Below are 26,273 nucleotides of genomic sequence, written 5' to 3' on the forward strand. Positions count from 1 at the left end.
CCGGTCTCGCGCGCGCCTCCAGCCCGCGCGGGACCAGGCGCAGGGCGGGCGCTTCAGACGGCCAGACGGGCCAGGACGCGGGCGAACTCCGGCGGGGGCGCCACCACGAGCCGGGTCTGGCCCTGCTGCGAGACGATGTCGGCCCTGATGTGCGTCAGCCGCCCCTCGTGCCACCAGTACACCTGCGAGCTGAGCCCGCCCGTCTGCGCCGCGTGCACCCGCAGCCGCTCGATGGCGCGTACCACGCCGATCCCGTCCACCGGGTGCACGAGCAGCGTGTACGGGTCGGGCAGCACCACGAGCACCCCGTCGGAGGGAACGGAGAGGTAGTCGCCCAGCCACCGCAGATGAGTGGCGGCCGACGGGGACATGGCGGTCAGACGGGTGATCGGCGTGCCCGACAGCTCGATGGACTCGACCTCCAGCCGCTCCTCGCGGCGGACGTTGGCGACGGCCATCTCGATCGCCTGGGCGGTCGGCACGGGCCAGCACCCGGCCTGCTCGGGCCGCACGGCGCGCGAGCCCACGAAGAGCAGCTCCACCAGGTCGGCGTTGAGGTGGCGGCCCACCACGCGGGTCAGGTCGGCCACCTCTTCCACGGCCTCCACGCGGGTCCGGACGAGCGGCCCGGCCTGCTCCAGGTCGCAGACGTCCAGCCGCTCCCCCGCGGTGGCCACGGCGTGCGAGAGGTGCTCGGAGACGAGCATGGGCCAGTCCTCCCTGGCCCTGCGCCCCGCCTCGCGACGCAGCCCCGTGAGCCTGACGACCAGCTCCATGTCGCCCGTGAGCGTCACGGATCCGCCGTCACGGGCGAACTCGAAGGAGTATCCGAGGGACTCGGCGACGAGCGCGAGCAGCGAGTCGAGATCGACGTCCTCGACCGGCCGGCGTGAGGGCTCCCGGTGCCGCCTGAACAAGCTCACGCGCAATGTCCCTTTCTGTCGGATTCGTCCCTCTTACCTTGCCTGCTCCCCATCACCGACAATGGCAGCTAGGGAGCACGATTCGGTATCGATAACCCCAAGTCTCCCAAGCCACACACTCATCTGGGGCGACCCGTGTCCCACCGGAAGCCCCGCCAGGACAGGAACCCCGAGCCCGCCGAGCCGGTCTTCGAGCACCGGGTACGGGTCACCGCAGTCGACCCACGAACCGAGCGCGATCCCGCGTACCCCGTCGAGCGCCCCCGCCTGCAGGAGCTGGGTGAGCATGCGGTCGATCCGGTACGGCTCCTCCCCGATGTCCTCCAGGAACGCGAGCTTCCCCGCGAACGACGGCTGCCACCGCGTGCCGCACATCGAGGCGAGCAGCGACAGGTTGCCGCCGGCGAGCACGCCCTCGGCCCGCCCCTGGACCAGCACCCGCTCGCCCTGGACCGGCTCGGGCGTGCCGAACAGCGCCGCCTGCAGGCTCTTCCAGGTGCGCGGCTCCGGCCCCTTCTCGTCGGCCAGGATGTCGCAGGCCGCCATCGGCCCGTGCAGCGTGGGCACGCCGAGCTCGATGGCGAACGCGTTGTGCAGCGCCGTGATGTCGCTCGACCCGAGCAGGACCTTGGGGCCCGCCGCACGCATGGCGTTCCAGTCGAGCAGGTCGAGCAGCCTGGCGGCGCCGTACCCGCCCCTGCAGCAGAACACCGCGGAGACGGCCGGGTCGCACCAGGCGGACTGCAGGTCGGCGGCCCTGGCGGCGTCGTCGCCCGCCAGGTAGTCGAGCGGCTGCCGGTCGAGCGCGTGCGCGCCGGCCACGACCTTCAGCCCGAGGCTCTCCAGACGCTCGACGCCGCGCCTGAGCATCACCGCGTTGGGCGGGCCCGACGGCGAGACGACCGCGACGGTGTCACCGGGTCGCATCGATCAACTCCTCGAATGGCTCGTTCGGGTGGAAACGAATGGCTCGTCCACGTGGAAAACGGTGTCACACTTACCTCTCATATGCGACTTCCGCCCCACATACTCGTGGTCAACGGCATCAAGGTCCGCCGGCCGGTCTTCCTGATCGGAGCGCCGCATTCCGGTACGGACCTGCTTGCCCGCGCCCTGAAAAGATCTCCCGGCTTCCACGTGACGATGGGCCGCGCGAGCGTGGCGCACGTGGTGTACGCCTTCGCCCGCAAGCCGTCCATCGGCCAGACCTCCGGCGCCGTGCGCGTCATGCGCGACGCGCTCGCCGAGTCGTGGCAGGTGCTGCCCCGATCCTGCGGCGGGTGCGCCGAGTCGTGCAGAGAGGCGGGCGGGGTCACGGGGACCGGTCCCTGCGTGTCCACGAGCGAGATCACCAGGTTCGGCGACGGCGGCCCCGACCTGCTCTACAGCGCTCCCGTGCTGCTCCAGGCCTTTCCCGACGCGCGGTTCGTGCAGCTCATCCGCGACGGCAGGGACGTGGTGGCCGGCATGCTCGGCGATCCCGCGTGCCTGGCCTGGTTCAAGCCGGCGATGTTGTCGGAGCAGACCGAGTTCCCCAACGCGTTCCTCGGCGTCAACAAGGACGAGCACCTCGACCGGTGGAAGAGCATGCCGGCGGCCGGCAAGAGCGCGCTGCGCTGGCGCAGCGCCGTGCGCCTGAGCGCCGAGCTGCGCAGGACGCTGCCCGAGCGACAGCTCCTGACGCTGCGCTACGAGGACCTGGTGCAGAAGCCGGCGCCGTCGGTGGCCGCGCTGGCGGAGTTCCTGGAGACGCGGGTGTCGAAGGTCGTCCTGTACGACACCGGCGTCCCCAAGGTCGGCGCCTGGCGCACCAAGCTCAGATCGGCCGACCTGGAGCTCGTGGAGAAGGTGGCCAGAGAGGAGCTCAAGCGCCTGGGCTACCTGAAGAAGTGAACTGGGTGCGGTAGAGCTCGGCGTACAGGCCGCCGCGGGCCAGCAGCTCCTCGTGGCGCCCGCGCTCGGCGATGCGGCCCTCGTGGATGACGAGGATCTCGTCGGCCTCCCTGATCGTGGAGAGCCGGTGCGCGATCACCAGCGAGGTGCGGCCCTCCAGCGCGGTCTTCAGCGCCACCTGCACGGCCGCCTCCGACTCCGAGTCGAGGTGGGCGGTGGCCTCGTCGAGCACGACCACGCGGGGCGCCTTCAGCAGCAGCCTGGCCAGCGCGAGGCGCTGCTTCTCGCCCCCGGACAGCCGGTAGCCGCGGTCGCCGACGACCGTCTCGAGCTGGTCGGGCAGGCTCTCGACGAGGTCGCCGATCTGCGCGGCCCTGAGAGCCTCCCAGATCTCCTCGTCGCCCGCCCCCGGCCTGGCATAGCGGAGGTTGGCCCCGATCGTGTCATGGAAGAGATGAGCGTCCTGCATGACCACTCCGACGGTGTCGCGCAGGGAGTCGAGGGTGGCGTCGCGCACGTCGAGCCCGTTGATCCGGACCGCGCCCTCGTTGACGTCGTACAGGCGGGACACCAGTGACGTGATGGTGGTCTTGCCCGCGCCCGAGTGGCCGACCAGGGCGACGAGCCGGCCCGGCTCGGCCGTGAACGAGATGCCCTTGAGCACGGGGTAGGACGGGCCGCTGTCCTGCCTGGCCACCGACTCCAGCGAGGCCAGCGAGACCTCCTCGGCGGCCGGATAGCGGAAGCGCACGTCGTCGAACTCGATGGTCACGGGCCCGTCGGGGAGCCTGGTGGCGCCGGGCTTCTCCGCCACCATGGGCTTGAGGTCGAGGATCTCGAAGACCCGGTCGAAGCTCACGAGCGCGGTCATCACGTCGACGTGCACGTTGGACAGGGACGTGAGGGGCCCGTACAGGCGCATCAGGAGGGCGGCCAGGGCCACCAGCGTGCCCAGCTCGAAGACGCCGGAGACCGACAGCACGCCGCCGATGCCGTACACCAGCGCTGTGGCGAGCGCGGCGACGAGCCCGAGCGCGACCCTGAACACGGTGCCGTACATGCCGACCGTCACGCCCACGTCGCGTACCCTGGCGGCCCTGCGGCCGAACACCTCGGCGTCGTCCTCCGGGCGGCCGTAGAGCTTGGCGACCATGGCGCCGGCCACGTTGAAGCGCTCGGTGGTGACCGAGCTCATCTCGGCGTCGAGCTGCATCTGCTCGCGCGTCAGCGCCGACATGCGCCGCCCGACGAACTTGGCGGGCACGATGAAGATCGGCAGCAGCACCAGCGCGACCAGCGTCACCTGCCACGACAGCGCCAGCATCGCGCCCAGCACGAGGACCAGGCTGACCACGTTGGAGACCACCGACGACAGGGTGCTGGTCAGCGCCCGCTGCGCGCCGATCACGTCGGTGTTGAGCCTGCTGACCAGCGCGCCGGTCTGGGCGCGCATGAAGAACGCCACCGGCATGCGCTGCACGTGGTCGAACACCTCGGTGCGCAGGTCGTAGATCAGGCCCTCGCCGATGCGCGCCGAGAACCACCGCTGCACCAGCGTCAGCCCGGCGTCCACCAGCGCCAGCGCGCCGATCGTCACGGCCAGGGCGACCACGACGCCCGGCTGCTTGGCCAGGATGCCGTCGTCGATGATCGCCTTCATCAGCAGCGGGTTGACGACCACGATCACCGCGCCCGCCACGACGAGCAGCAGGAACGCGGCGATATGCGTCCGGTACGGCTTGGCGTAGCGCGCGATGCGCCGGACCGTGCCGGGTCGCAACCGCTGCTCGGTGACCGAGCCGTCGCGCCGCAGGGACGCCATCACGTGAGGGCCGAAGCCCCCTCCCATCACCATCATGCGGGGGATCCCTCCTCCTCCCCCGGAGTCAGCGCCGCCATCGCGCCTGGCGATTCCCCCGTCCGCTCACCGCGAAACTCACCGCCATCGCCACCCTTCTTCCCGGCTCCTCACGACGGCACCGCCCACCGCGACCCACCGCGTCCATGCGCACCGTCCCACGGATCGCCGCCGACCGCGGGTCTGCGCCCCTCCCCTCCCCTACCCTGCCCTTCAAAGGACGGCAGCCACGACGGCGGCGGCGCCTGGGCGCCGCCGATCGGGTCAGCCGAAGAGGGCCTTGATGCGGGCCGCCTGTTCAAGGCCCTCGGCAACGCTCTGCTCCTCCAGGGTGCGGCCCTGCGCCCCCTGGAGGAGCCGCTTCGTCGCGACCGCCGCGTCCCGGTTGACGGCCAGCAGCTGCGCGACCTTGTCTCGTACCGCTTGATCCAGGTCGCCCCCGACGACCACTTGCTCGGCGAGACCGATGCGCATGGCCTCGTCCGCGTGCACGGTCCTGGCGGTCAGGCAGATGTCGATCGCCTTGGCCAGACCCACCAGCTCGACCAGGGGCTTGGTCCCCGTCAGGTCGGGCACCAGGCCCAGTGCGGGCTCTTTCATGCAGAAGGAAACATCATCGGCCACTATCCGCAGGTCGCAGGCGAGCGCGAGTTGGAACCCCGCGCCTATCGCGTGCCCCTGCACTGCGGCGATGGAAACGATCTCCGGGCGGCGCAGCCACAGGAATCCCGCCTGTGCCTGCCGGATGCGCTGCTCGAAGGTTGCGTCGTCGCTGGTGGCCGCCGAGCTGAACGAGCCCTGCCCGGGCACCCCCTCAGGTGTGAACATTCGCAGGTCGATCCCTGCCGAGAAGGACGGTCCCTCACCTTTCACGACGACTACGCGCACCTGCTCGGGCAGGCTCTCGCCGATCCGAGCCAGCGCCGACCATGTCGCGAACGTCTGTGCGTTGCGCTTTTCCGGCCGGTCCAGCGTGATCGTCGCTATCTCACCGTCCACCTCGAAGCGGACCCCGTTCTCCGCCGCAGCGGAGACCTCATCCGCATACCCCCCGCGCTGTCGCGCCTGTGCTTCCGCCATCGCCCGCTCCCTCCAGTCCTGGTCGCGCAAGGAGTGCGCGCCCAGAAAGCTGACCGTCGCGCCCGAGCCTACAGAATATCGTTCTGGCACGGGCGCGACGGATGGCTGACTTGGGACGGGCGGCTGCGGTCGCACGTTCCGAGGCGGCCGTCAGCGCTTGGACTTGCCTCGAGTCGCCCCGCCGCGCCCGCGCAGAGTCACGCCGGACTCGCTCAGGATGCGGTGGATGAACCCGTAAGACCGACCGGTAGAAGCGGCCAGGGCGCGGATGCTTTCACCCGCGGCGTAGCGCTTCTTGAGATCGCCGGCCAGTTTTTCCCGGTCGGCCCCGGTGACCCGGGTGCCCTTCTTCAGTGTCTCGGCCACGAGTACCTCCTGTAGTGCCGGACTTCCGCAGCGTTACTCCGCCATGATCAGTCATTTCAGCGGGATCGGCTACCTACTCCACGGGAAAAGATCCGTACCCACTCAAATTAAGATCAGGCAAGTGCCACAAGATCGGAAAATTCGTCGCTCCATGCGTCTTCAGTTCCGTCAGGTAGCAAGATCACCCTATCCGGTGACAGGGCGTCAACGGCACCCTCGTCATGTGTGACTAGGACGATTGCTCCTGAATACGACCTGAGAGCATTGAGAACCTGCTCGCGACTGACCGGATCGAGGTTGTTCGTGGGCTCGTCCAGGAGGAGGACATTGGCGCTCGACAGCACCAGGATCGCCAGCGCCAGCCGGGTCTTCTCGCCACCCGACAGCACCCCCGCGGGCTTGTCGACGTCGTCGCCCGTGAACAGGAACGAGCCGAGCACCTTGCGCAGCTCGGTGTCGGTGAACTGGCCGCCGGCCGACTGCATGTTCTCCAGCAGAGTGCGGCGGGGGTCGAGGGTCTCGTGCTCCTGGGCGTAGTAGCCGATCTTGAGGCCATGGCCGGGCCGGATCTCGCCCGTGTCGGGCGTCTCGATGCCGCCGAGCAGGCGCAGCAGCGTGGTCTTGCCCGCGCCGTTCAGGCCGAGGATGACGACCCTGTGACCTCGGTCGATGGCCACGCTGACGTCGGTGAAGACCTCCAGCGAGCCGTACGCCTTGGACAGCCCCTCGGCCGTGAGCGGGGTGCGCCCGCACGCCTGCGGCTCGGGGAAGCGCAGCCGCGCCACTTTGTCGCTTTTACGCTCTTCTTCGGTGCCCGACAGCAACCGGTGCGCACGCCGCATCATGTCCTGGGCGGCCTTGGCCTTGGTGGCCTTGGCGCGCATCTTGTCGGCCTGCGCGAGCAGCGCACCCGCTTGTTTCTCGGCGTTGGCGCGCTCGCGCTTCCTGCGCTTCTCGTCGGTCTCGCGCTGGGCGAGGTAGGCCTTCCAGCCGACGTTGTAGTGATCGATCACCGAACGGTTGGCGTCGAGGTGCAGGACCTTGTTGACCGTCGCTTCAAGAAGACCGACATCGTGGCTGATGATCACCAACCCACCTTGATGAGATCGCAAAAAATCACGAAGCCACCCGATTGAGTCGGCATCTAGGTGGTTTGTCGGCTCGTCGAGAAGGAGAGTTTCCGCCCCGCTGAAAAGAATTCGCGCCAATTCCACGCGTCGGCGCTGACCGCCGGAAAGCGTTTGCAACGGCTGTGACAGCACGCGATCCGGCAGTCCGAGGCTGGAGGCGATGGAGGCCGCCTCGGCCTCGGCCGCGTATCCACCCAGGACGTGCATCTGGTCTTCGAGCCTGCCGTACCGCTTGACCGCCTTCTCCCGGGTCCGGTCGTCGGCGGAGGACATGCCGAGCTCGGCCTCGCGCAGCTTGCGCAGCACCTCGTCGAGGCCCCGCGCCGACAGGATGCGGTCGCGGGCGAGCACCTGCAGGTCACCGGTGCGCGGGTCCTGGGGCAGGTAGCCCACGGCGCCGCTGGTGGTGACGGTGCCGGAGGCTGGCAGGCCCTCGCCCGCCAGCACCTTGGTGAGGGTCGTCTTGCCCGCGCCGTTGCGGCCGACGAGCCCGATCTTGTCGCCCGGGTTGACCCGGAACGAGGCTTTCTCGATGAGCAGCCGCGCGCCCGCGCGCAGCTCGATATCACTGGCGATGATCATATTGGCGGAACACTCCCGAGCTAGGAAACGGAGGATTGGGCGTGCGACGCCAGATCAATCGGGAGTATGCATACGCATCAGTGTAGGCCCCCTGGCCGGGGGCCCACCTCTGGTTAACGCTCCGCCAGGTGCTTGCCGATCAGGGCCAGGTTGTGGATGGCGGCCAGGCCGTACTGGCTGGCGCCGTTGGTGCTCACGAAGGGCGCCTCCCGTACGGGAGAGAGCACGTGAGGCCCGTCCACCAGGGTCAGGCGCCAGTCCTTCTGCCGTTGCAGCTGGTTCTTGTTGAGCTGGTCGCCCTCGTCGAAGGTGAACTTCCGCCACGCCCAGGCGGCCAGCTCGGCGTCCCCGGTGCGGGCGGCCGCGTACGCGGTGAGCCTGCTGTGCGCCTGGATCAGCGAGATCCCGCTCAGCCGCTCCCCCACCTCCGCCTCCTGCTGCTCCGGCGTGGCCAGGTAGAGCCGGCAGTACTGCAGCCACGCCTGCTCGAACCCGGGCACGTCCAGGTCGAGCGCGATCAGCTCCGCGCACATCTCCGGCAACCCGAACAGCGACGACAGGTGCGAGACGGAGATCTTGTCGCGTGAGGTGTCGAACCGTCCGCTCTCCAGGTCCAGCCTGGCCTCGCCGGTCAGGAATCCGTGCGGCAGCGCCCCGATGTCGGCCATCGTGCCCAGCAACCGGTCTCTGGCCCGCTCGTCGCCGTGCCGCTCCCACCGCGTCAGCCACGCGGCGGCCAGCGATCCCCAGTCGGTCCCGAGGCCGACCGACAGCGCCGACGGGTCCGGGGTGTAGACGTCCTCGCGCACCTTGCGTGTGGGGTCGATCACCACGAACGTCTCCTCGGGCGTGCTCAGCTCGTCCAGCAGGTCGCCCGTGCGCTCGTCGGCGGTCAGGTAGTAGTAGAAGCGCCGGTAGGCGGCGTTGGAGATGCGCAGCTGCTTGCAGCTGCACCCCCAGTGCTGCACGTTGTGCCTGCTGCCCAGGCCCTTCCACCTGCCCGCGTGGTAGACGTCGACCTCACCGGTGTGGCGGGTCATCGACTCGGCGAAGCGGAAGACGTCCGATCTTCCCGTGCGCAGGTACTGCAGCCACAGCCACAGGTCGGGCGAGAGCTCGGAGTTGTCCCAGGCGTAGCCGCCCACGTCGTAGCGCCAGGTGTGCCGGTCCGGGTCGTACGTGTGCATCACGTCGCCGTAGTCCCAGAAGCCGTACCACCTGCGCTGCTCGCGCTCGCGCTCGTACAGGTCGAACAGGAAGTCCAGGCGGTCCTCGATCTGGGCCTGCGCGGGCGTGGAGCGGTCGGGCAGCTCCCACACCCCGAACACGCCGGCCTCGCGCGTCCGCGAGGGGTCGACGGCCAGCAGCCCCGGCTGGTTCATCGCGGCCGCGTGCTCCGCGAGGGCCCGCGACGGCGGCGTGGCGTCGTGGGCGCGCAGGATCAGCTCGTGCGTGCGCGCCACGCCGTGGGCGTCGCCGAAGCCGGGCTCGTAGTCCTCGTACGTGATCTCCAGGCCCTCGAGCTGCTCGGCGAACGTGTCCTGGCCCATGCCGTCGTGGTAGAAGCGCAGGTCCATGGCCGGCGCGGACGGCGACCACATCCAGACGGTCACGCCGGCCAGGTCGGTGGCCGCGTTCCTGATGTCGAGGCGGGTGGGGTGCAGGCGCCAGAAGTCGCGCAGCCCGAAGCCGAGGCCGCCGCTGACGCCGCCGACGTAGCCGTACCCGGCCGAGCGGGTGCCCGCGGGGATCGTCACCCAGGCGTGGCCGTCGGCGGTGCGCTTGCGCAGCGTGAAGCCGTCGGCGGAGCTCTGGTCGAGGGTGTAGTCGTTCCAGGCGGGGATGAGGTGCAGCCGGGAGGCGACGTCGGGGGCGATCTCGCCGACCGGGCGGCCCTCGACCTGCGCCCGCCGTACGGACTCGCCGGGGTCGCGGCGCAGACCGGTCAGCCCGCGCACGGCCTCGGTGAGGAAACCACCGCTACCGGCCAGGCGTACGTGCCGCTCGTGCGGTTCGTCGCGCATGACCACGTCGGCGCGCAGCCCGAGCCCGGCCAGGAAGTCGCGTTCGGGGTCGCCGTCCCAGACGAACGTGTGCATGATCCGCACCTGTTCGGCGCCCGCGTAGAAGTACAGGCGGACGGTGAACGGCAGCCAGTCGCCGTGCCTGCCCTCCAGCCGGACGACGGCGCGCACGGGCCCGTCCTGCTCGACCGTGACGGTCTCGACCTGCCCCGTGCTCTCCGAACGGGCCACCGGGCCGCCCTCGTCGGGCGTCGGCTCGCTCTGGCGGAGGCTGACCAGGCGGACGTCCCGGGCGATCTCGCGGCTCCCGCGCGAGATCGAACGGGCCAGCGTGCCGCCGGACTCCTCGATCGTCCAGGTGACCACACCGGTGCTCACGGTCAGCACCCCGCCCTCCCGGACGACGGTGACCGGTGTGGCCGCGGCGGCGGGCTCACTGCCCGGCTCGATCCGGTACGAGTACGCGGCCGGCTGCGCGCCGATCGCGTGGGCCGACCACTTGACCGAGCCGTCCGGCCAGGTGGCGGTCACCCAGCTCTGGACGGGCACCTCGCGCCCCTCCGCGTCCGCCAGCGCGAACGTCGTATCTCGCTCGACTGTGCCCCGCGGCCACGGGACGCCCCAGGTCACCCCCTGCTCTCCCGGTCGGTCCAGCCAGCGAAGCGCAGTCATCGGATCTCCTTCAGTCGCTCGGCGACGATCGCGGCCACCTCGTCGGCGCCGCGGAAGCTGAAATGGGTGTCGTCGGCCACCCCGCCGGGGTAGAGCGGGTGCCGCCCCGGCGGGAAGTGCGTGAACAGGGCCTTGGAGCCGTCGGGGCCGAGCCGCTCGTACAGCTCGGTCGTGGCGGCGGTCAGGTCGATCAGCGGCACGCCCTCGGCGGCGGCCAGCGCGCGCACCTGTTCGGGGTACTCGCCATGGGTGGGCACCAGCCGCTCCCCGTCGAACCTGCGCCGCTGCACCGGCGTGCACAGCACCGCCAGCGCCCCCGCCCCGCGCGCCTGCTCGACGAAGGCGCGCAGGTTGTCCTGGTACGGGATCGCGGGATCCTTCTGGTCGTTGTGCCCGAACTCGATCACCACCACGTCTCCGGGCACGACCTCGAGCAGCAGCGCCGCCCACAGTCCCTCGGCCCGGTGGCTCGCCGTGGTGGCGCCGCCCTTGGCGAAGTTGCGCACGGGCTCGCCCGCGTACGCGCCGAGCTGCGCTCCCCACCCGGACATGGGCGCCTCCCAGGCCGGGCAGGACGCGACCGTCGAGTCACCGGCCAGGAGGATGGTGCGGGTCACTCCTTGACGCCCCCGATCAGGACGCCCTTGGTGAAGTGCTTCTGCAGGAACGGGTAGAAGAACAGGATCGGCAGCGTCGCGATCACCACGACCGCGAACTTCAGCCCCTGCTCCGGCGGCACCCAGGTCCGGTCCATCTGCGACAGGGCGTTGGCCGCGTCGGTGCTGACGAGCTGGCGCACCAGGATCTGCAGCGTCCACTTGTTCGGGTCGGTGACGTAGAGCAGCGGCGACATGTAGTCGTTCCAGATGCCCACCGCGTAGAACAGCGAGAACGTCGCGATGATCGGCTTGGACAGCGGCAGGACGATCTTGAAGAAGACGCCCATCTCGTTGCAGCCGTCGATGCGCGCCGCTTCCTCGAGCGCCTGCGGCAGCTCCTGGAAGAAGCTCTTCACGATGATCAGGTAGAACGGGTTGATCGCCAGCGGCAGGATCAGCGCCCAGTAGCTGTCCAGCAGCCCCAGGTCGCGCACCACCAGGTAGGTGGGGATCATGCCGCCGGAAAAGACCAGCGTGAAGATGATCAGGTTCAGCACCAGCGCGCGGCCCGGGAGGTACCGCTTGGCCAGGGGGTAGGCCATGCTGAACGTCAGCAGCACCTGCACCACTGTGCCCACCGCCGTCACCACGACGGTCGTGAGCAGGGCACGGACGAAGGCGTCGGTGGCGAAGATGTAGCGGTAGGACTCCGTGACGAACTTCTCCGGCCACAGGAAGAACGGCCGCGTGGAGATCTCCGCCTCGCCGGCGAACGACCCTGCCAGGACGTACAGCAGCGGCAGGACCGTGATCAGCGCCAGGCCGACGAGCACGGCGATGTTGATCGCGTCGAACACCCGGCTGCCCACGGTGCTGTAGTCGCTGGCGAGCTTCTTGTTCTTGGTCTTCATGCCGGGCTCCTTAGAACAGTCCCCGCTGGCCGAGGCGCTTGGCCAGCCAGTTGGAGCCGAAGATCAGGATGACGCCGGCCACACCCTTGAACAGGCCGACGGCGGTGGAGTAGCTGATCGCGCCCTGGGTGATGCCGGTGTAGTAGACGTACGTGTCGAAAACGTCGGCCACGGAGCGGTTCAGCGAGGTGGTCATCAGCCAGATCTGCTCGAAGCCCGAGTCGAGCAGGTTGCCGGAGGCGAGGATGGCCATGACGACGACCGTGGGGCGGATGGCGGGCAGCGTGACGTGCCAGAGCTGCTTGAAGCGTCCAGCGCCGTCCATGCGCGCCGCCTCGTACAGCTGCGGGTCCACGCCGGCCAGCGCGGCGAGGTAGATGATCGTGCCCCAGCCGGTCTGCTTCCACACCTGCTGCAGGATGATCAGCGGACGGAACCAGTCCTCCTGCGCCATGTAGTCGATCTTCGAAGTGTCACCGAGTATGTCGCGCAGCCATCCGGACAGCACTCCGAAGTCCGCCGCGAACAGTACGTACGTCAGCGACGCGACGATCGTCCAGGACAGGAAGTGCGGGATGTACACCAGCGACTGGACCGAGCGCTTGAGTATGTTGATCCGCAGCTCGTTCAGCAGCAGCGCGACGACGATCGGCGCCGGGAACACGATGACGATGTGCAGCAGCGCCAGGAACAGCGTGTTGAACATCAGCCGGCCGAAGTCCGGCCCGGCGAACAGCTCCTCGAAGTGCTTGAAGCCGACCCAGGGGCTGCCCGAATAGCCGAGGAACGGCAGGAAGTCCTGGAACGCGATCGTCACGCCGTACATCGGCAGGTACTTGAAGAGCGCGAAGTAGACGACGCCCGGCAGGAGCATCAGGTAGAGCCAGCGGTAACGCCCGAACGCGGCGCGCAGCCCCACCTTCTGGCGTCGACGCCCGGATTTGCTCGCCGCCCTCGTCGGAGGCGGCGCCAGGTCGGTGGCCACAGCGGCCTCCTTTCATATGAGGGACCCGGGGGCGCGTCCCGGGTCCCTCAGGGCGGGTTCAGCTAGCGGGGAGCTTCGAGACCAGGTCGTTGACCTCCGCGGCCACCTGCGTGCCGCCACTGTCGTACCAGCGCTTGATCTCGCCCTTCAGCTGCTCCTCGGTGAACTCACCCGACAGGAACTTGATCCGGGCGTCCGGGATGATCGTGTCGATCTGCGCACCCCTGGCGACGGCGGTGGGCGAGACCACCGGCAGCGCCGGGTTGAAGACGGCCGTCTTGAGGTCCTCGTTCATCAGCTCCTGCTGGAGCTTGAGGGTGTCCTTGTACGGCTGCCCGGACGGCGTGCGCGCGTAGGCGATGCCGCCGATGTCATTCGTGCCCTTGGTGCTGAGCTGGGTGAACGCGTTGTCCACGTCCTTCTGGACGATCTGGACCTTGGGGTCGTCCTCATTGATCAGCGAGGCGGTGTTGTCCACGACCTTGAAGTTCCGGCCCTCGATGCCGTTCTGCAGCAGGACCTGTCCCTCCTTGGTGGCCAGCTTGTCCAGGACCTTGAGCACGTTGTCGAGGTCCTGCTCGGTCCGCACGCTCTGCTTGGAGATCGCCAGGACGTCGGCGTAGCCGGTGAACGGGTAGGAGAACTTCTTGCCGTCGGAACGCTTGAGGTTGCCGACCATGGCGACCTTGTCGCCGTAGTTCTTCGGGTCGTCCTCCTTGAACAGGTCGAGGACCTGCCTGGAGCGGATGTTCACGTCGATGATCATGCCGCCCTTGCCCTGGTGGAACGGCTCGTTCCACTTGGCCGAGTCGAGGGTGGCGAAGTCCGGGTTGACCAGGCCCTCGCTGACCATCTTCTTGAGGAACTTGTTCGCCTCGAGGAACTCGGGGGTGTCGAACCCGGGGACGAGCTTGCCGTTGCGCTCACCCCAGCCGTTCGGGGCGCCGAACCAGGTCTCCAGCACGTCGTACGGGCTGGCGCTGGCGTAGTTGCCCGGCCACTTGGGGATGATCAGTCCGTAGGTGTCCTTCTTGCCGTTGCCGTCGGGGTCCCTCTCGGCGAACGCCTTGGCGATGTTGTACAGGTCGTCGACCGTCTCCGGCAGCTTCAGGCCGAGCTTGTCCAGCCAGTCCTTGCGGATGATCATCGCCGACCGCAGCGCGGGCCGCATGCGGTAGAGGCCGTAGATCTTGCCGTTGATGGAGGAGTTCAGCGCGCTGCGCGGGTCCGCCGCCTTGAGGTTCGGGTACTTGTCCAGTTTGTCGGTCAGATCCCAGAAAGCGCCGGCCTCCGCTGACTTGACGAAGCCCGGGAGGTGCGGGTCCACGACCATGACCTGCGGGAGGTTGCCCGAGGCGAAGGTGACGTTGAGCTTGTCGGTGTACTCGGCGTTGGGAACCCAGTTGACCTTGAGCTTCTTACCGATGAACTTCTCGACCGCCTGCTGCATCTCACCCTTCGGATCGGGCGCGGTGCCGAACAGCTTGGCCATCACGGTGATCGTGCTGGAGTCGGTCTGGGCCGCGTCACCGCCGCCTGAGCAGGCCGAAGCGGTGAGTGCGGCCGTTAGCGTTAACACCCCGGCAATGAGCCGCCGGCGACGGGATGCGCTCATGAGTTCCCTTTCGAATGCAGTCGCGCCTCGTTCTCCGCGAAGAAGCGCTGGCAGAGCCACGTGTTGAGGTAGATCCAGGCGCCGAAGCTGATCAACGGGGCGAGGATGGGCGCCGCCGAGGTCGCGTAGGCGATGGCTGAGAGCGCTAGCAGCAACAGCACGGACGAGGCCGGACGCATGAGCGCTAGCTGCGCCGCCTTGGGCCAGTAGGCCCGCAACGGCAGGTTGTAGTGCACGTAGAGCGGCCCCACGTACGCCCCCACACCGGCCAGTGCGATGAGCGCCACGAAGGTCGCGATCCGCAGGGCTCCCACGCTGGGGCCGAGTGCGGAGAGGTACAGGTAGTTGCCGACCAGGACGGTGGCCAGCGCCGCCGCCGGCAGGACCAGCAACGAAGCGCGGACGAACTCCCGTCGGTAGACGGTCCAGAATTCGGTCCAGGCCTGAAACGTTTCATATCGAGCCCGCCGCCGGGCCAGCGTGTAAGCGGCCACAGTAGCGGGCCCCAGCCCGAGAACCACGCCTCCAGCGAGCGTGAAGACGAGCCACATCAGGTTGAGACGGACCGCCCAGATAAGCTCTGAGCAGGCAGCTTGGATCCTGATCGACATGGCGGGATGATTCATCCGGCACCACCTCTCGTGGCATGTGCACGGATACGGGGGCGGGTTGTTGCACCGTGGTTCCTGCCCAGTTACAAGCGAGTGAACGGCGGGTTGGTGCGAAATTAGTGTTGAATCGACTCAAAGTCAATGACGAGAGACCCGGAGATTTCCGTACTCTCCGATGAGCGGCGCCATCTGCCGAAACCCGATCTTGCCTCCTGCCAGGGCGGGACCGCCGATCGAGCCGTCGTCGTCCCACCGGAACGAGACCAAATCGTTGACCGAGAACGTGACCGTCCCGGCCTTGACCTCGAGGCGCATCGCGTACGGGCCCTCTGCGTCGAGCACCGCCGGGAGCGGGTCAGGACCCTGCGCGACCAGGTGGAAGCCGTGGCTCTTGCGCAGGTTGCAGGTGTGCAGGGCGCGTTCCGAGGCCCACATACGGCGGAAGTAGGAGACGTGGTACGCGTCGATGTCGCCGTGGTGATATTGGTCATAGGGCCCGGTGCGCGCCGCCAGTCCGGGGTCGAACAGGTCCTCGCCGTTCCTGCCCCGGGCATGGAAGAACATGATGGCCAGGCCCGGCTCTCTTATGGGCCAGAAGTCCCATTCGATCCGCACGTCGGCGGGGAACTCCTCAGGACACCAGAGGACCAGGTTGGCCGCCTGGCCGTCTGAGGGCGGCCTGAGGCTCTCCAGGCGCATGCGTCCCTGGGGGAACGACATGGCGCCGTCCCCCTCCATACGGAAGCCTGCCAGGTCAGCGGGGGTGGCCAGGGCATTGCGATAGAGCTCGGTCATGAGCCCTCCTTCAAGGGGTTTCTCGGCGGCCATGCGAAAGGCAGGCGGAAGCCCCTATGAAACGGTTCATAGGGAGCCTTCGCTGGGTCAGGCGTCGCGGCGCAACGCGCTCGACTCGCGGATCACCAGGTCGGGCTGGAAGATGACCTGCCGGTGACGGTGCTGCTCGGGGTCCGCGACCTCCTCGAGCAGCAGGTCGATGGCCGTACGCCCGAGCAGTTCGCGCGGCTGCCGGATGGAGGACAACGGCACCGCGGCCGCCGCGGCGAAGTCGATGTCGTCGTACCCGATGATGGCCAGGTCTTCGGGCACGCGCAGCCCATGTGTGGCCATCGCCTGTAAGAACCCCAGCGCCATCATGTCGTTCGCGCAGAACGCCGCGGTGGGCCGCTCCTCGGGAGGCAGGGCGGCCACGCGCTCGCCGGCGGCCCGCCCCTCGGCGACGGTCAACGTCGGGGACGTGGAGGTGAGCAGCTCGACGGCGCCGTCGGCGGCCGCGACGGCGCTGCTGACGCCCGCGTGCCGGTCCACCACCTGTCTTATGGACGTCGGACCGCCGACGAATATGATCCGCCGGTGCCCCCGCTCGATCAGGTGGGCGCCGGCGATCTGCCCGCCGAGCCGGTCGTCGACCGCCACGGAGCACTGAAGCCCGGTCGCCGGGCTGTCGACCAGCACGACGGGCGTACCGCGGCCGGCCAGCTCCTCCAGGTAGGGGCTCTCCATCTCGACGGGGGTGATCAGTATGCCCATGACCCGCTGCTGTTCGAGCTGGTCGAGGTGGCGGCGCTCGCGGCCAGGGTCGCCGGCGCTGTTGCAGAGCACCACCATCGAGTCGTGGTCGTCGGCCACCGACTCGGCGCCCTGGGCCACGTCCACGAAGAACGGGTTGGAGACGTCGAGCACGACGAGTCCGACCGTGCGGCTGCGGCCCATCCGCAGGTGGCGGGCCACCTCATTGCGGACGAAGCCCAGTTTCTTGATCGCTTCGAAGACGCGTTCGCGTGTGGCAGGGGACACGATCTCCGGGCGGTTGAGCACATTGCTCACCGTGCCCACAGAGACCCGCGCCAGCTGCGCGACCTCCTTGATGTTCCTAGTCGCCATCGATCCTCACGAGGCCGTGCTGCTCTTGGGTGCAGAAATCGCTGGTGGACCGCCGGGTGCGGCCCACCGTGAACTCTGGCATCATAGCGGCATTCAAGATTCTTTTGAATCGTCTCAACCGCAAAACGGTCACGAGGGTGAAGCGGTGGGGTCGAACTGCTCCACCGCCCCGCGTCCGCGTGAACCAGGCCCGGTCCACGATCGCCTCTTCCAGAAGCTTCGGCCAGTGCGAATGCCAGGGGGCGCACCGCCCAGGTGGCGAAGCCCCAGATCGGTACGTTCATCCTCTATAGGGTGCGAGGTCGTTGACTCCGACGCGGCTTAGAGCTCGGAGAAGACAGCGGTGTCGAGGTCGAAGCCGATCGGGTCGGGGATGTGCACCGTGGATCCCATGGCGACGCGAGTGACGGTCTGGTATTCGCCTTCTTTGGCGTCGCTGAGCACAGTGACGGTGGGCGGTATGGCGATCGGGTCCACCAGAAGCATGACTGGAACGCCGCCTGCGGCGTACATGGGAGGCTTCTTCACCCGATCGTCTTCGACACTGCTCGGCGAGATCACCTCGGCCACCATCAGCAGACCCGAAGACAGCAACTCCCGGTCGCCCCAGCGACGGCAGTCAGGCGGGGCGAGCACGAAATCGGGCTCGACCGGAGTCCACGGTCCATCGATGCAGACGTCCACATTGCCCGCAAAGCCGTCCCAGCCACGTTGAACGAGCAGAGGAAGCAACGTGCGGTAGATCAGCATCGTGATTCTTGCGTGTTCGGGGGTGCCGACGGGGCTCACGATCAATCTCCCATCGATGACTTCGGCGCGGAGGCCGGGAAGGGGCGGCAGCGCGTCGAACAGCTCGCGGGCTGTGGCGGGTAGCGGCGCAGTGTCGGTCTCCGGCGTGAGCCTGCAGGGACGCCTGCGTGATGCCATGACCATGATGGGCCCCCTACGTGTTCGTACAGACACGAAGAGTATCGCGTGGTGGTCGGAAGGCCGGACAGCCGATACGTACAGCTGCCCGAGGTCGCAACGGAACCCTTGTTGCCGCCTCCCGCCAGACCCAAGTGACTGTCACCCCCAAGGCGCGCCCTCGACCGCCGGCTGCGCCGCCACTGGACGGCCGTGGTCAAGGACCTTGAGGTCATCCCGGAAGGCTGGCGTCGGGGGGATCCACCACGCGGACACGGACCGCGCGGAAGGTGGCCGGCGTGTCGCGGAGCACGGCCAGCTTCGGATCGGGCACCACCAGGAACGGCTCCGCCTCCAGGGCGAGCAGGGGCGCGAGCCGCCGGTCGGCGCGCAGGGCGTCCACGGCCCGGCGGTCCCCGCCCAGCACCACCGCGTCCAGCTCCTCCAAGTACGGCGACAGCACCCGCACCGCCGTCTCCACCGCGTCGTCGTACGCCTGGGCCGCCTGGTTCTGCCGGCGCCGGGCGAAGCGCTGCTGCGACCACCCGCCCGCCGCCGTACGCCCTTGCACCAGCCGCGACCCCACCTTGGACGCCACCAGCGACGCCCCGGAGAAGACCCCGGCGGCGTAGCCCCCGAGCCGCACCAGGAACACCCCCACCTGCCGCTCCGCCTGCGCGTGGGCGACGAACCGGGTGACGTGCGGCGGCCCGGGCGGCGTCATGGGCGGGAACGGCACGTGCAGCTCGGCCAGCGCCCCGTCGGCGGCCAGCAGCCGCACGACGCGGTCATCGCCGGAAGCCGAGAAGGGCCCGTGACGCCCCGCGAAACCGTCGATCCACGGATGCAGGCGCTCCGGCGGCACCGTCACCCACCGGCCGCCGCCCCTGGCCGGACGCGCACTCATGCCCGAAGGCTAACCGAGAAGTGTTGCCCCCTAGCACATCCGGAGTCAAAACGAAATGTCGGTAAATTCTGGCTCCCAGGGCTTCTGCACCCCCCGCCGTTGCAGCAGCATCTGTACGTGTCCTCCCTGCTCACAAGCCCCTTGGTGGATCTCGACACCGGGGCGGTCATCGCCCACCCGGCGGTCGTCGACTCCACGGGCACGCTCAGAGCGGCCCCTCTGCCCATGGTGCTGGAGCTGCCCATCAAGTTCGTCCTGGCGGGCGCCGGCGCGCTGGCGCCGCTGCACGAAGCCCTCAGAAGGGCGGGCAGGCATCCGCGGGAGGCCATCCTGCTGCTCACTGGATCGTGCCAGGAGGAGGACCGCCCGCTCCTGAGGGTCGGGCTCGACGGCCTGCGCACGATCGGCTACCTTCTCGGCTTCGCCGACGTCGGGACGGTCGGCGCGGCCCTCGACCTGGCCACGGACTCGAACCCGTACCTGCTGGCCCTCGACCCGGAGCTGGTCGCGCGCATCCCGGGCGACCACCGCGCATCCGCGGTGGCGCGGGCGGTGGTCACGCTGGCCCGCGGCATCGGCGCCCACGTGCTGGCCCCGGGCGTCGAACGCGAGCCGCAGCTCGCGGTGGCCCGCGGCATCGGTGTCCGCCTCGCCCACGGCCCCCTGCTCGCCCCCGGACCCGACGGCAAGGTACGGGTGCCGCTGCCCGTCACCGACGAGCCCGCCGGCGCCATGCTCGGGCCGCGCGTCCAGGAGCTGCTCATCCCGGCGGTGACGCTGCCCGAGGAGGCGAAGGCCGAGGACGCGGTCAAGGCGTTCGGCCACGAACCCACGATCACCAGCGTGATCCTGGTGGACGAGTTCCAGCGGCCCAAGGGCAGCCTGGACAGGAGCCGCTTCCTGCTGTCGTTCGCGGCCCGCTACGGGCACGCCCTCCACGGCCAGAAACCGGCGCAGCGGCTGGCCGACCCGCCCCGCACGGTGCCCCGGACCACCCCGGCGATAGCCGCCATGCAGGCCGCGGGCAGGGACTCGGCCCGCGTCTACGACGACCTGGTGGTCACCGACGAGATGAACCGCTGCCTGGGCATCGTCCGCGTCTCCGACCTGATCAGGCAGGTGACCTCGATCAGAGGGCGATGACCGGGCACGGTGGGTACGAACTCAGACGCGGTTCCTCGCAAAGGACCGCTAAGCTGCTCAGAGACGCTTGACAAGCACGTCAGCCAACCTACGAGAGAGACCATGAAGACCTTCGAAGAGCTGTTCGCCGAGCTGTCAGAGAAGGCCAGGACCCGGCCCGCGGGCTCGGGCACCGTGGCCGCGCTCGACGCCGGCGTCCATGCCATCGGCAAGAAGGTCGTCGAGGAGGCCGCCGAAAGCTGGATGGCCGCCGAGCACGAGTCGGACGACAGGGCTGCCGAGGAGATCTCGCAGCTCCTCTACCACGTGCAGGTGCTCATGATCGCCAAGGGCATCGGCCTCGACCAGGTCTACAAGCATCTCTAGGGCGCGCGGCGCCCGCCACCAAGTCCCTGGAGAAGCAACCACGAGACAAGTCGAGGACCTGAACATGCTGCGTCTGGCAGTACCCAACAAGGGCGCGCTCAGCGAGGCCGCCCAGAACATGCTCAAAGAGGCCGGCTACCGCTCACGCAGGGACAGCAAGGAGCTCGTCGTCGTCGACGAGGCCAACGGCTGTGAGCTGTTCTTCCTGCGCCCCCGCGACATCGCCGTCTACGTCGGCGAAGGCACGCTCGACGTCGGCATCACCGGCAGGGACATGCTGGTCGACTCCGGCGCGCCGGTCGAGGAGATCATGCCGCTCGGCTTCGGCGGCTCCACCTTCCGCCTGGCCGCCGCGGCCGGCACGATGACCTCGGCCGAAGACCTCAACGGCCGGCGCATCGCCACCTCCTACGCGGGCCTGCTCGACAAATACCTCTCCGACCAGGGCGTCGACGCCCGCGTGATCAAGCTGGACGGCGCCGTCGAGACCGCCATCCGGCTCGGCGTGGCCGACGCGGTGGCCGACGTCGTGGAGACCGGCACCACGCTGCGCAACGTCGGTCTCGAGGTGTTCGGCGAGCCGATCATGCGCTCGGAGGCCGTGCTGATCAAGCAGCAGAGCTCGCCCGACACGCCCGGCGTCGAGCAGCTCGTCCGCCGCTTCCAGGGAGTCGTGCACGCCCGCGACTTCGTCATGATGGACTACGACATCCGCGCCGAGCGTATCGAGGAGGCCATCGCCCTCACGCCCGGCATGGAGGGCCCCACGGTCTCGCCGCTGCACCGCGAGGGCTGGGTCGCCGTGCGGGCCATGGTCCGCCGCCACGGCCACCAGCGGGTGATGGACCAGCTGTGGGACATCGGCGCGCGAGCCATCCTGGTCACCGACATCTACGCCTGCCGCATCTGAGCCCAGGGCGCTGAGCAGGGCTTCCGGCGTCGGCCTGACAAATGTCATGGCCAACGCCGGAAGGAACGCACTAACCGCGGCAGATCCCCGGCCCTAGCGTTCTTTCCATGAACGCCATCGTGTTCGACCACGTCAGCAAGCACTACGGGGACGTGCTCGCCGTCGACGACCTCTCGCTCGCCATCGAGCCCGGCAACACCGTGGCCCTGCTCGGCCCCAACGGCGCGGGCAAGTCCACCTCCATCAACCTGCTGCTCGGCCTGCTCAAGCCGACCAGCGGCACGGTCGCCGTCCACGGCCGCGCCCCCAACGAGGCGGTCAGGTCCGGCGAGATGGGCGCCATGCTCCAGAACGGCGCGCTCATTCCCGAGCTGTCCGTCAAGGAGCTCGTCGACCTCGTACGCCGGCTCTACCCCCGCCCGCTCGGCCTGGAGGAGATCCTCAAGCTGGCCGACCTGACCGACCTCGCGGGCCGGCGGGCGAACAAGCTGTCCGGCGGCCAGTCGCAGCGCGTCAGGTTCGCCCTGGCCATCGCGGGGGCGCCCAGGATCCTGCTGCTCGACGAGCCGACCGCCGCCATGGACGTGGAGTCCAGGCTGCGGTTCTGGGCCGGCATGCACGACTACGCGGCGGGCGGCAGGACCGTGCTGTTCGCCACCCACTACCTGGAGGAGGCAGACGAGCACTCCGACCGGGTGATCGTCATCGCCAAGGGGCGGCTGGCCGCCGACGGCACCGCCGCCGAGATCAAGGCCGGGGCCGGCGGCCACACCGTCAGCTTCGCCCTCGGCGACCAGCCAGCGGCCGGGCTCGACCGGCTGCCCGCGGTCACGGCCGTGGAGGTGGTCGCCGGCACGGCCACCCTGCACACCACCGACACCGACGCCACCCTCGCCGGGCTCTACCGGGACACCACACTCGACGTGCGTGAGCTGAAGCTCTCCAGCGCCGACCTCGAAGCCGCCTTCCTCGCGCTCACCAGGGAGTCCTGATGCTCTACTACGCCAAGACCGAGGCACTGAGGATGCTGCGCAACCGGCGCTACATCGTCTTCGTGGTCGCCTTCCCCGTCGTGCTCTACGTGATCAACGCCAACATCTACGGCAAGCAGACCGGTCCGGGCGGCGTGCAGTACAGCGTCATCCTGATGGTCTCGATGGCCGCCTACGGGGCGCTGGCCTCCTCCATGATGAGCACGGCGGTGCCGTGGGCCACCGAGCGGCAGTCCGGCTGGCTGCGCCAGCTCCAGATCACCCCGCTGCCGAGCTGGGCGATCATCGCGACCAAGCTCGGCGCCGCCATGCTCCTCGTGCTGCCCTCGCTGGTGCTGGTGAGCGTGGTCGCGGTGGTGCAGCAGGGGGTGTCGCTGCCGCTCGGCACGTGGGCGCCGCTGCTGCTCACGATGTGGCTGGGCGTGCTGCCGTTCGTCGCTCTTGGCCTGGCCATCGGGTCGATGTTCTCGGCCGACGCCGCCCAGCCGGCCGCGATGATCTGCATGTTCGCGCTGGCGATCGCCGGCGGGCTGTGGTTCCCGCCCGAGGTGTTCGGCGACACCATGCGCACGATCGCGGACGTCACCCCGTCGTTCCACTACGCCAGGCTGGGCCAGAGCCTCGTCGCCGGCCACGGCCTGCCCATGACGGACGTCCTGGTCGTCGCCGGGTGGGGAGTCGTGCTGGGGGGCGCTGCCGTCTTCCTCTACCGGCGGGCTACCGTACGGGCATGAGCTTCGCCGAGAGGATCACCTTCGGGGACGCCGATGGCAAGCCGTCGCGCAAGCGGCGGCTGATCGGCATCTCCGTGGGCCTGGTCTACCTGGTCTTCCCCCTGACCGACATCGTGTCGGGCACCCTCAAAGGGGGCCGGGCGATCGCGGCCGGGGTGCTGCTCCTCGCGTTCGTCTCATGCTTCCTCGCGACGGTGCTGGCCAACAGGAGCTTCTTCGAACGGAGCCGCCTGACCTATCCGCTCCTCGTGGTGACCAGCGTTCTCGGCGTGACCGGCGCGCTCATCTTCGGCGGCTCCTGGCTGAGCCTGCCCGTCTACTCCGTCGTGCTGTACGGGTTCACGCTGCCGGCCGTGTGGGCGGTGTGGGCGATGCTCACCACCCTGGCGGTCGTCGTCGGCTCGGGCCTGGCCAACCATGACGACGCCGACACGATCATCGTGCTGGGGCTGCAGGTGCTGACGCTCGGCGTGCTGTTCATCAGCGTGCGCAACACCAGGGCGCTCTCCGTCAAGCTGCGCGTGGCCCAGGACGAGGTGGCCAGGCTGGCGGCCACGGAGGAGCGGCTGCGCATCGCCCGCGACCTGCACGACCTGCTCGGGCACAGCCTGTCGCTGATCGTGCTCAAGAGCGAGCTGGCCGGGCGGCTGGCCGAGGACTCACCGAAGACGCACAAGGAGATCGCCGACATCGAGTCCGTCGCCAGGAAGGCGTTGGAGGAGGTGCGCGAGGCCGTCACCGGCTACCGGCAGCGCAGCTTACCGGAGGAGATCGACAGCGCCAGGGCCGTGTTACGCGCGGCGGGCGTGGAGGCCGAGGTGCGGGTCTCCGGCACGCCGCTGCCCGGCCTGCTCGACGGGCTGCTTGGCTGGTCCGTACGCGAGGGCACCACCAACGTCGTGCGCCATGCGCGGGCCACGCGGTGCGAGATCAAGGTGACGTTCGACGGCGAACAGGCCACTCTGGAGATCGTGGACAACGGAAAGGGCGGCGACGGGCCGTACGAGATGGGCAGTGGGCTGCGCGGGCTCGACGAGCGGGTGGCGGGCGCGGGCGGCACGGTGGCGGCGGGCCCCACGCCGGGCGGCGGTCACCGGCTGCGGGTGCTGGTCCCGGCCGGGACGGAGGCGTGCGCGTGATCCGCGTGATGCTGGCCGAGGATCAGGGCATGGTACGCGGCGCGCTGGCGTCCCTGCTGGGCCTTGAGCCCGACATCGAGGTGGCAGGCGAGGCCGCCGACGGGGTGGAGGCGGTCGCGGTCGCGGCCGAGGTCCAGCCCGACATCGCGCTGCTGGACATCGAGATGCCCGGCATGGACGGGCTCGCGGCCTGTGCGAAGATCACCCAGGAGGTGCCCGGGTGCCGGGTGATGATCCTGACCACGTTCGGGCGGCCCGGCTACCTGCGTACCGCCATGGAGGCGGGGGCGTCGGCGTTCATGGTGAAGGACAGCCCCGCCAGGGAGCTGGCGGCGGCCATCCGGCGGGTGCACGCGGGAGAGCGCGTGATCGACCCCGGACTGGCTGCGGCGGCGCTCAGCGCGGGGCCCAACCCGCTGTCGGGGCGGGAGCGGGACGTGCTGGAGGCGGCGGCCGACGGCTCGACGATCGGCGACATCGCGCACAAGCTGCACCTGTCGGAGGGGACCGTGCGCAACTACCTGTCGTCGGCCATCCAGAAGACGCACGCCCGCAACCGCATCGAGGCGGTGCAGCGCGCCAAGTCGCAGGGGTGGCTCTGACGCGCCGTGGCGGTCCGAGCGTCCGGCCAGATTTTCACTCGGTTACTGAACCGCTTCATGGCAAACTGGCGCGTTGTCGCCGGTGAGAGCCGCGATCTGATCCGAAAGCTGCGCTGCGGGCGGCGAAAGCGTCAGGGTGGCGCGCAATATCGCTGATACGGTTCAGTCAAAGGTAGCGCGGAGAGGAGCACGGGGTGAAGAGGCCAACGATCGCCGACATCGCCAGGCGGGCCGGCGTGTCCAAAGGTGCCGTCTCCTACGCCCTGAACGGCCAGCCCGGCGTCTCCGCGGAGACCAGGGCGCGCATCCAGGCGATCGCCCAGGAGATCGGATGGCGTCCCAACCTGGCCGCGCGCTCGCTCAGCGGCGCCAGGGCCGACGCCATCGGCCTCGTCCTGTGCCGCCCAGCGCGCTTCCTCGGCATGGAGCCGTTCTTCATGGAGCTGATCAGCGGCATCGAGGGCGAGCTGGCGGCCAGCTCGTGCGCGCTCATGCTGCAGGTGGTGCCCGACCACGAGGCCGAGATCGCGGTCTACCGGCGTTGGTGGGGCGAGGGCAGGATAGACGGCGCGATCCTGGTCGACCTGCACGCCGACGATCCCCGGGTGCCGGTGGTCGAGCGGCTCGGCATGCCGGCGGTGGTGACCGGGCACCCGTCGGGCGCCGGCACGCTCCCCGCGGTGTGGTCGGACGAGGTGGCCGTGATGCGCGAGGTGATCGAATATCTCGCGGCGCTCGGCCACCGGCACATCGCCAGGGTGGCCGGGCTGCCGGCGCTGCTCCACACCAGGATCAGGGACGAGGCGTTCGCGGATATCTGCGCCGAGTCGGGCGTGACCGAGCATCCGGTCGCCCACACCGACTACACGGGCGAGCAGGGCGCCCGGGCGACCAGGCGCCTGCTCAGCTCCCGGCCCAGGCCCACCGCGATCGTCTACGACAACGACATCATGGCGGTGGCGGGGCTGTCGGTCGCCCAGGAGATGCGCCTCGACGTCCCCGCCGAGCTGTCGATCGTGGGCTGGGACGACTCGCCGCTCTCCCAGGTGGTGCGGCCGTCGCTGACGGCGGTGACGCGCGACATCCCCGCCTGCGGCGCCCACGCCGCCCAGACCCTGCTCCGGCTGATCGGAAGCGGGGAGACGGGGAGCCTGGAGGGGCCGCCGGCACGCCTGCTGCCCCGGGGCAGCACCGCCCCCGCAGGCCGTGACCGAACCGTTTCACGGGCTATGTAGTCACAGGTCAGCGCTGCCATGAGGGGAAACATTTCAGCAACCTCCGAGGCTGGCTATTGTAACTTATCCGTTTAAGTGGTGAGATCCCTACACCATAGAAATTGGGCACCGGTCGTGGGGATGCCCTCGCACATCCGCACGCCCCCGCCGAAGGGGAGCCCCGGCGCCCATCCGACCGATAGATCGGA

The 26,273-nt window shown here is 69.3% G+C and carries 25 protein-coding genes; 9 read left to right on the top strand and 16 right to left on the bottom strand.

What is annotated here, in order from left to right; translation table 11 throughout:
* Positions 1-53: 53 nt before the first annotated feature.
* Both ACQPWU_RS35400 and ACQPWU_RS35405 read right to left on the bottom strand, forming a co-directional pair.
* Positions 54-923, bottom strand: a complete 870-nt coding sequence (locus ACQPWU_RS35400) for a hypothetical protein (RefSeq protein ID WP_433429620.1) — start codon at positions 921-923, stop codon at positions 54-56.
* Positions 924-956: 33 nt separating this feature from the next.
* Positions 957-1,850, bottom strand: coding sequence for a S66 peptidase family protein (locus ACQPWU_RS35405; RefSeq protein WP_433429622.1), 894 nt, complete (start codon positions 1,848-1,850; stop codon positions 957-959).
* 81 nt (positions 1,851-1,931) lie between these two features.
* Between ACQPWU_RS35405 and ACQPWU_RS35410 the strand changes: the two genes are divergently transcribed.
* The gene (locus ACQPWU_RS35410; protein ID WP_433429624.1) at positions 1,932-2,816 is read left to right on the top strand and encodes a sulfotransferase family protein; all 885 of its coding nucleotides are present in this window, start codon (positions 1,932-1,934) and stop codon (positions 2,814-2,816) included.
* Here the strand turns inward: ACQPWU_RS35410 and ACQPWU_RS35415 are convergent.
* The 14 genes from ACQPWU_RS35415 to ACQPWU_RS35480 all read right to left on the bottom strand — a co-directional run bounded on the left by ACQPWU_RS35415 (position 2,788) and on the right by ACQPWU_RS35480 (position 18,964).
* Positions 2,788-4,674 (bottom strand): ABC transporter ATP-binding protein, encoded by a 1,887-nt coding sequence (locus ACQPWU_RS35415; protein ID WP_433429626.1) that lies wholly within the window; start codon positions 4,672-4,674, stop codon positions 2,788-2,790. The genes ACQPWU_RS35410 and ACQPWU_RS35415 overlap by 29 nt on opposite strands.
* A gap of 264 nt (positions 4,675-4,938) precedes the next feature.
* A complete protein-coding gene (locus ACQPWU_RS35420; RefSeq protein ID WP_433445365.1) occupies positions 4,939-5,754 on the bottom strand; it encodes an enoyl-CoA hydratase/isomerase family protein in 816 nt (271 codons plus the stop codon).
* A 150-nt stretch (positions 5,755-5,904) separates the two neighbouring features.
* A complete protein-coding gene (locus ACQPWU_RS35425) occupies positions 5,905-6,120 on the bottom strand; it encodes a helix-turn-helix domain-containing protein (protein ID WP_020547488.1) in 216 nt (71 codons plus the stop codon).
* A gap of 113 nt (positions 6,121-6,233) precedes the next feature.
* A complete protein-coding gene (locus tag ACQPWU_RS35430; protein ID WP_433429628.1) occupies positions 6,234-7,832 on the bottom strand; it encodes an ABC-F family ATP-binding cassette domain-containing protein in 1,599 nt (532 codons plus the stop codon).
* 113 nt (positions 7,833-7,945) lie between these two features.
* Positions 7,946-10,528 (bottom strand): Tat pathway signal sequence domain protein, encoded by a 2,583-nt coding sequence (locus tag ACQPWU_RS35435; RefSeq protein ID WP_433429629.1) that lies wholly within the window; start codon positions 10,526-10,528, stop codon positions 7,946-7,948.
* The gene (locus ACQPWU_RS35440; protein WP_433429631.1) at positions 10,525-11,145 is read right to left on the bottom strand and encodes a rhamnogalacturonan acetylesterase; all 621 of its coding nucleotides are present in this window, start codon (positions 11,143-11,145) and stop codon (positions 10,525-10,527) included. The genes ACQPWU_RS35435 and ACQPWU_RS35440 overlap by 4 nt, the downstream gene beginning before the upstream one ends.
* A complete protein-coding gene (locus tag ACQPWU_RS35445) occupies positions 11,142-12,038 on the bottom strand; it encodes a carbohydrate ABC transporter permease (protein WP_433429633.1) in 897 nt (298 codons plus the stop codon). The genes ACQPWU_RS35440 and ACQPWU_RS35445 overlap by 4 nt, the downstream gene beginning before the upstream one ends.
* Positions 12,039-12,048: 10 nt before the next feature.
* Positions 12,049-13,023 carry an ABC transporter permease gene (locus ACQPWU_RS35450; RefSeq protein WP_433429635.1) on the bottom strand — a complete coding sequence of 325 codons (975 nt, stop codon included), beginning with the start codon at positions 13,021-13,023 and terminating at the stop codon, positions 12,049-12,051.
* Positions 13,024-13,081: 58 nt separating this feature from the next.
* On the bottom strand, positions 13,082-14,602 hold the full coding sequence (locus tag ACQPWU_RS35455) for an extracellular solute-binding protein (protein ID WP_433429636.1): 1,521 nt from the start codon (positions 14,600-14,602) through the stop codon (positions 13,082-13,084).
* A 32-nt stretch (positions 14,603-14,634) separates the two neighbouring features.
* Positions 14,635-15,264 (bottom strand): YesL family protein, encoded by a 630-nt coding sequence (locus ACQPWU_RS35460; protein ID WP_433429637.1) that lies wholly within the window; start codon positions 15,262-15,264, stop codon positions 14,635-14,637.
* Between the two features lie 123 nt (positions 15,265-15,387).
* Positions 15,388-16,044, bottom strand: a complete 657-nt coding sequence (locus ACQPWU_RS35465; protein ID WP_433429638.1) for a DUF1961 family protein — start codon at positions 16,042-16,044, stop codon at positions 15,388-15,390.
* Between the two features lie 87 nt (positions 16,045-16,131).
* Positions 16,132-17,151 carry a LacI family DNA-binding transcriptional regulator gene (locus tag ACQPWU_RS35470; RefSeq protein WP_433429639.1) on the bottom strand — a complete coding sequence of 340 codons (1,020 nt, stop codon included), beginning with the start codon at positions 17,149-17,151 and terminating at the stop codon, positions 16,132-16,134.
* Between the two features lie 321 nt (positions 17,152-17,472).
* Positions 17,473-18,078 carry a Uma2 family endonuclease gene (locus tag ACQPWU_RS35475; RefSeq protein WP_433429641.1) on the bottom strand — a complete coding sequence of 202 codons (606 nt, stop codon included), beginning with the start codon at positions 18,076-18,078 and terminating at the stop codon, positions 17,473-17,475.
* A gap of 211 nt (positions 18,079-18,289) precedes the next feature.
* Positions 18,290-18,964 (bottom strand): acVLRF1 family peptidyl-tRNA hydrolase, encoded by a 675-nt coding sequence (locus ACQPWU_RS35480; RefSeq protein WP_433429642.1) that lies wholly within the window; start codon positions 18,962-18,964, stop codon positions 18,290-18,292.
* Positions 18,965-19,081: 117 nt separating this feature from the next.
* On the opposite strand from ACQPWU_RS35480, the gene ACQPWU_RS35485 reads away from it, so the two are divergent.
* The 8 genes from ACQPWU_RS35485 to ACQPWU_RS35520 all read left to right on the top strand — a co-directional run bounded on the left by ACQPWU_RS35485 (position 19,082) and on the right by ACQPWU_RS35520 (position 26,085).
* Positions 19,082-20,107, top strand: a complete 1,026-nt coding sequence (locus ACQPWU_RS35485) for an EAL domain-containing protein (RefSeq protein WP_433429644.1) — start codon at positions 19,082-19,084, stop codon at positions 20,105-20,107.
* Between the two features lie 102 nt (positions 20,108-20,209).
* Positions 20,210-20,473 (top strand): phosphoribosyl-ATP diphosphatase, encoded by a 264-nt coding sequence (locus ACQPWU_RS35490; RefSeq protein ID WP_020547470.1) that lies wholly within the window; start codon positions 20,210-20,212, stop codon positions 20,471-20,473.
* A gap of 64 nt (positions 20,474-20,537) precedes the next feature.
* On the top strand, positions 20,538-21,383 hold the full coding sequence (gene hisG, locus ACQPWU_RS35495; RefSeq protein WP_360693398.1) for an ATP phosphoribosyltransferase: 846 nt from the start codon (positions 20,538-20,540) through the stop codon (positions 21,381-21,383).
* A gap of 107 nt (positions 21,384-21,490) precedes the next feature.
* Complete coding sequence (locus tag ACQPWU_RS35500; RefSeq protein WP_433429646.1) at positions 21,491-22,375, top strand: ABC transporter ATP-binding protein; 885 nt, start codon at positions 21,491-21,493, stop codon at positions 22,373-22,375.
* Positions 22,375-23,109, top strand: coding sequence for an ABC transporter permease (locus ACQPWU_RS35505; protein WP_433429647.1), 735 nt, complete (start codon positions 22,375-22,377; stop codon positions 23,107-23,109). Before ACQPWU_RS35500 ends, ACQPWU_RS35505 begins: the two co-directional genes overlap by 1 nt.
* On the top strand, positions 23,106-24,248 hold the full coding sequence (locus ACQPWU_RS35510; protein WP_433429649.1) for a sensor histidine kinase: 1,143 nt from the start codon (positions 23,106-23,108) through the stop codon (positions 24,246-24,248). Before ACQPWU_RS35505 ends, ACQPWU_RS35510 begins: the two co-directional genes overlap by 4 nt.
* Positions 24,245-24,850: a response regulator gene (locus tag ACQPWU_RS35515; RefSeq protein ID WP_433429650.1), complete on the top strand. Its 606-nt coding sequence runs from the start codon at positions 24,245-24,247 to the stop codon at positions 24,848-24,850. Before ACQPWU_RS35510 ends, ACQPWU_RS35515 begins: the two co-directional genes overlap by 4 nt.
* 194 nt (positions 24,851-25,044) lie before the next feature.
* Positions 25,045-26,085 (top strand): LacI family DNA-binding transcriptional regulator, encoded by a 1,041-nt coding sequence (locus ACQPWU_RS35520; RefSeq protein WP_433429652.1) that lies wholly within the window; start codon positions 25,045-25,047, stop codon positions 26,083-26,085.
* Positions 26,086-26,273: the final 188 nt, after the last annotated feature.

The sequence above is a fragment of the Nonomuraea sp. CA-141351 genome, assembly GCF_050944675.1.
Classification (GTDB): Bacteria; Actinomycetota; Actinomycetes; order Streptosporangiales; family Streptosporangiaceae; genus Nonomuraea.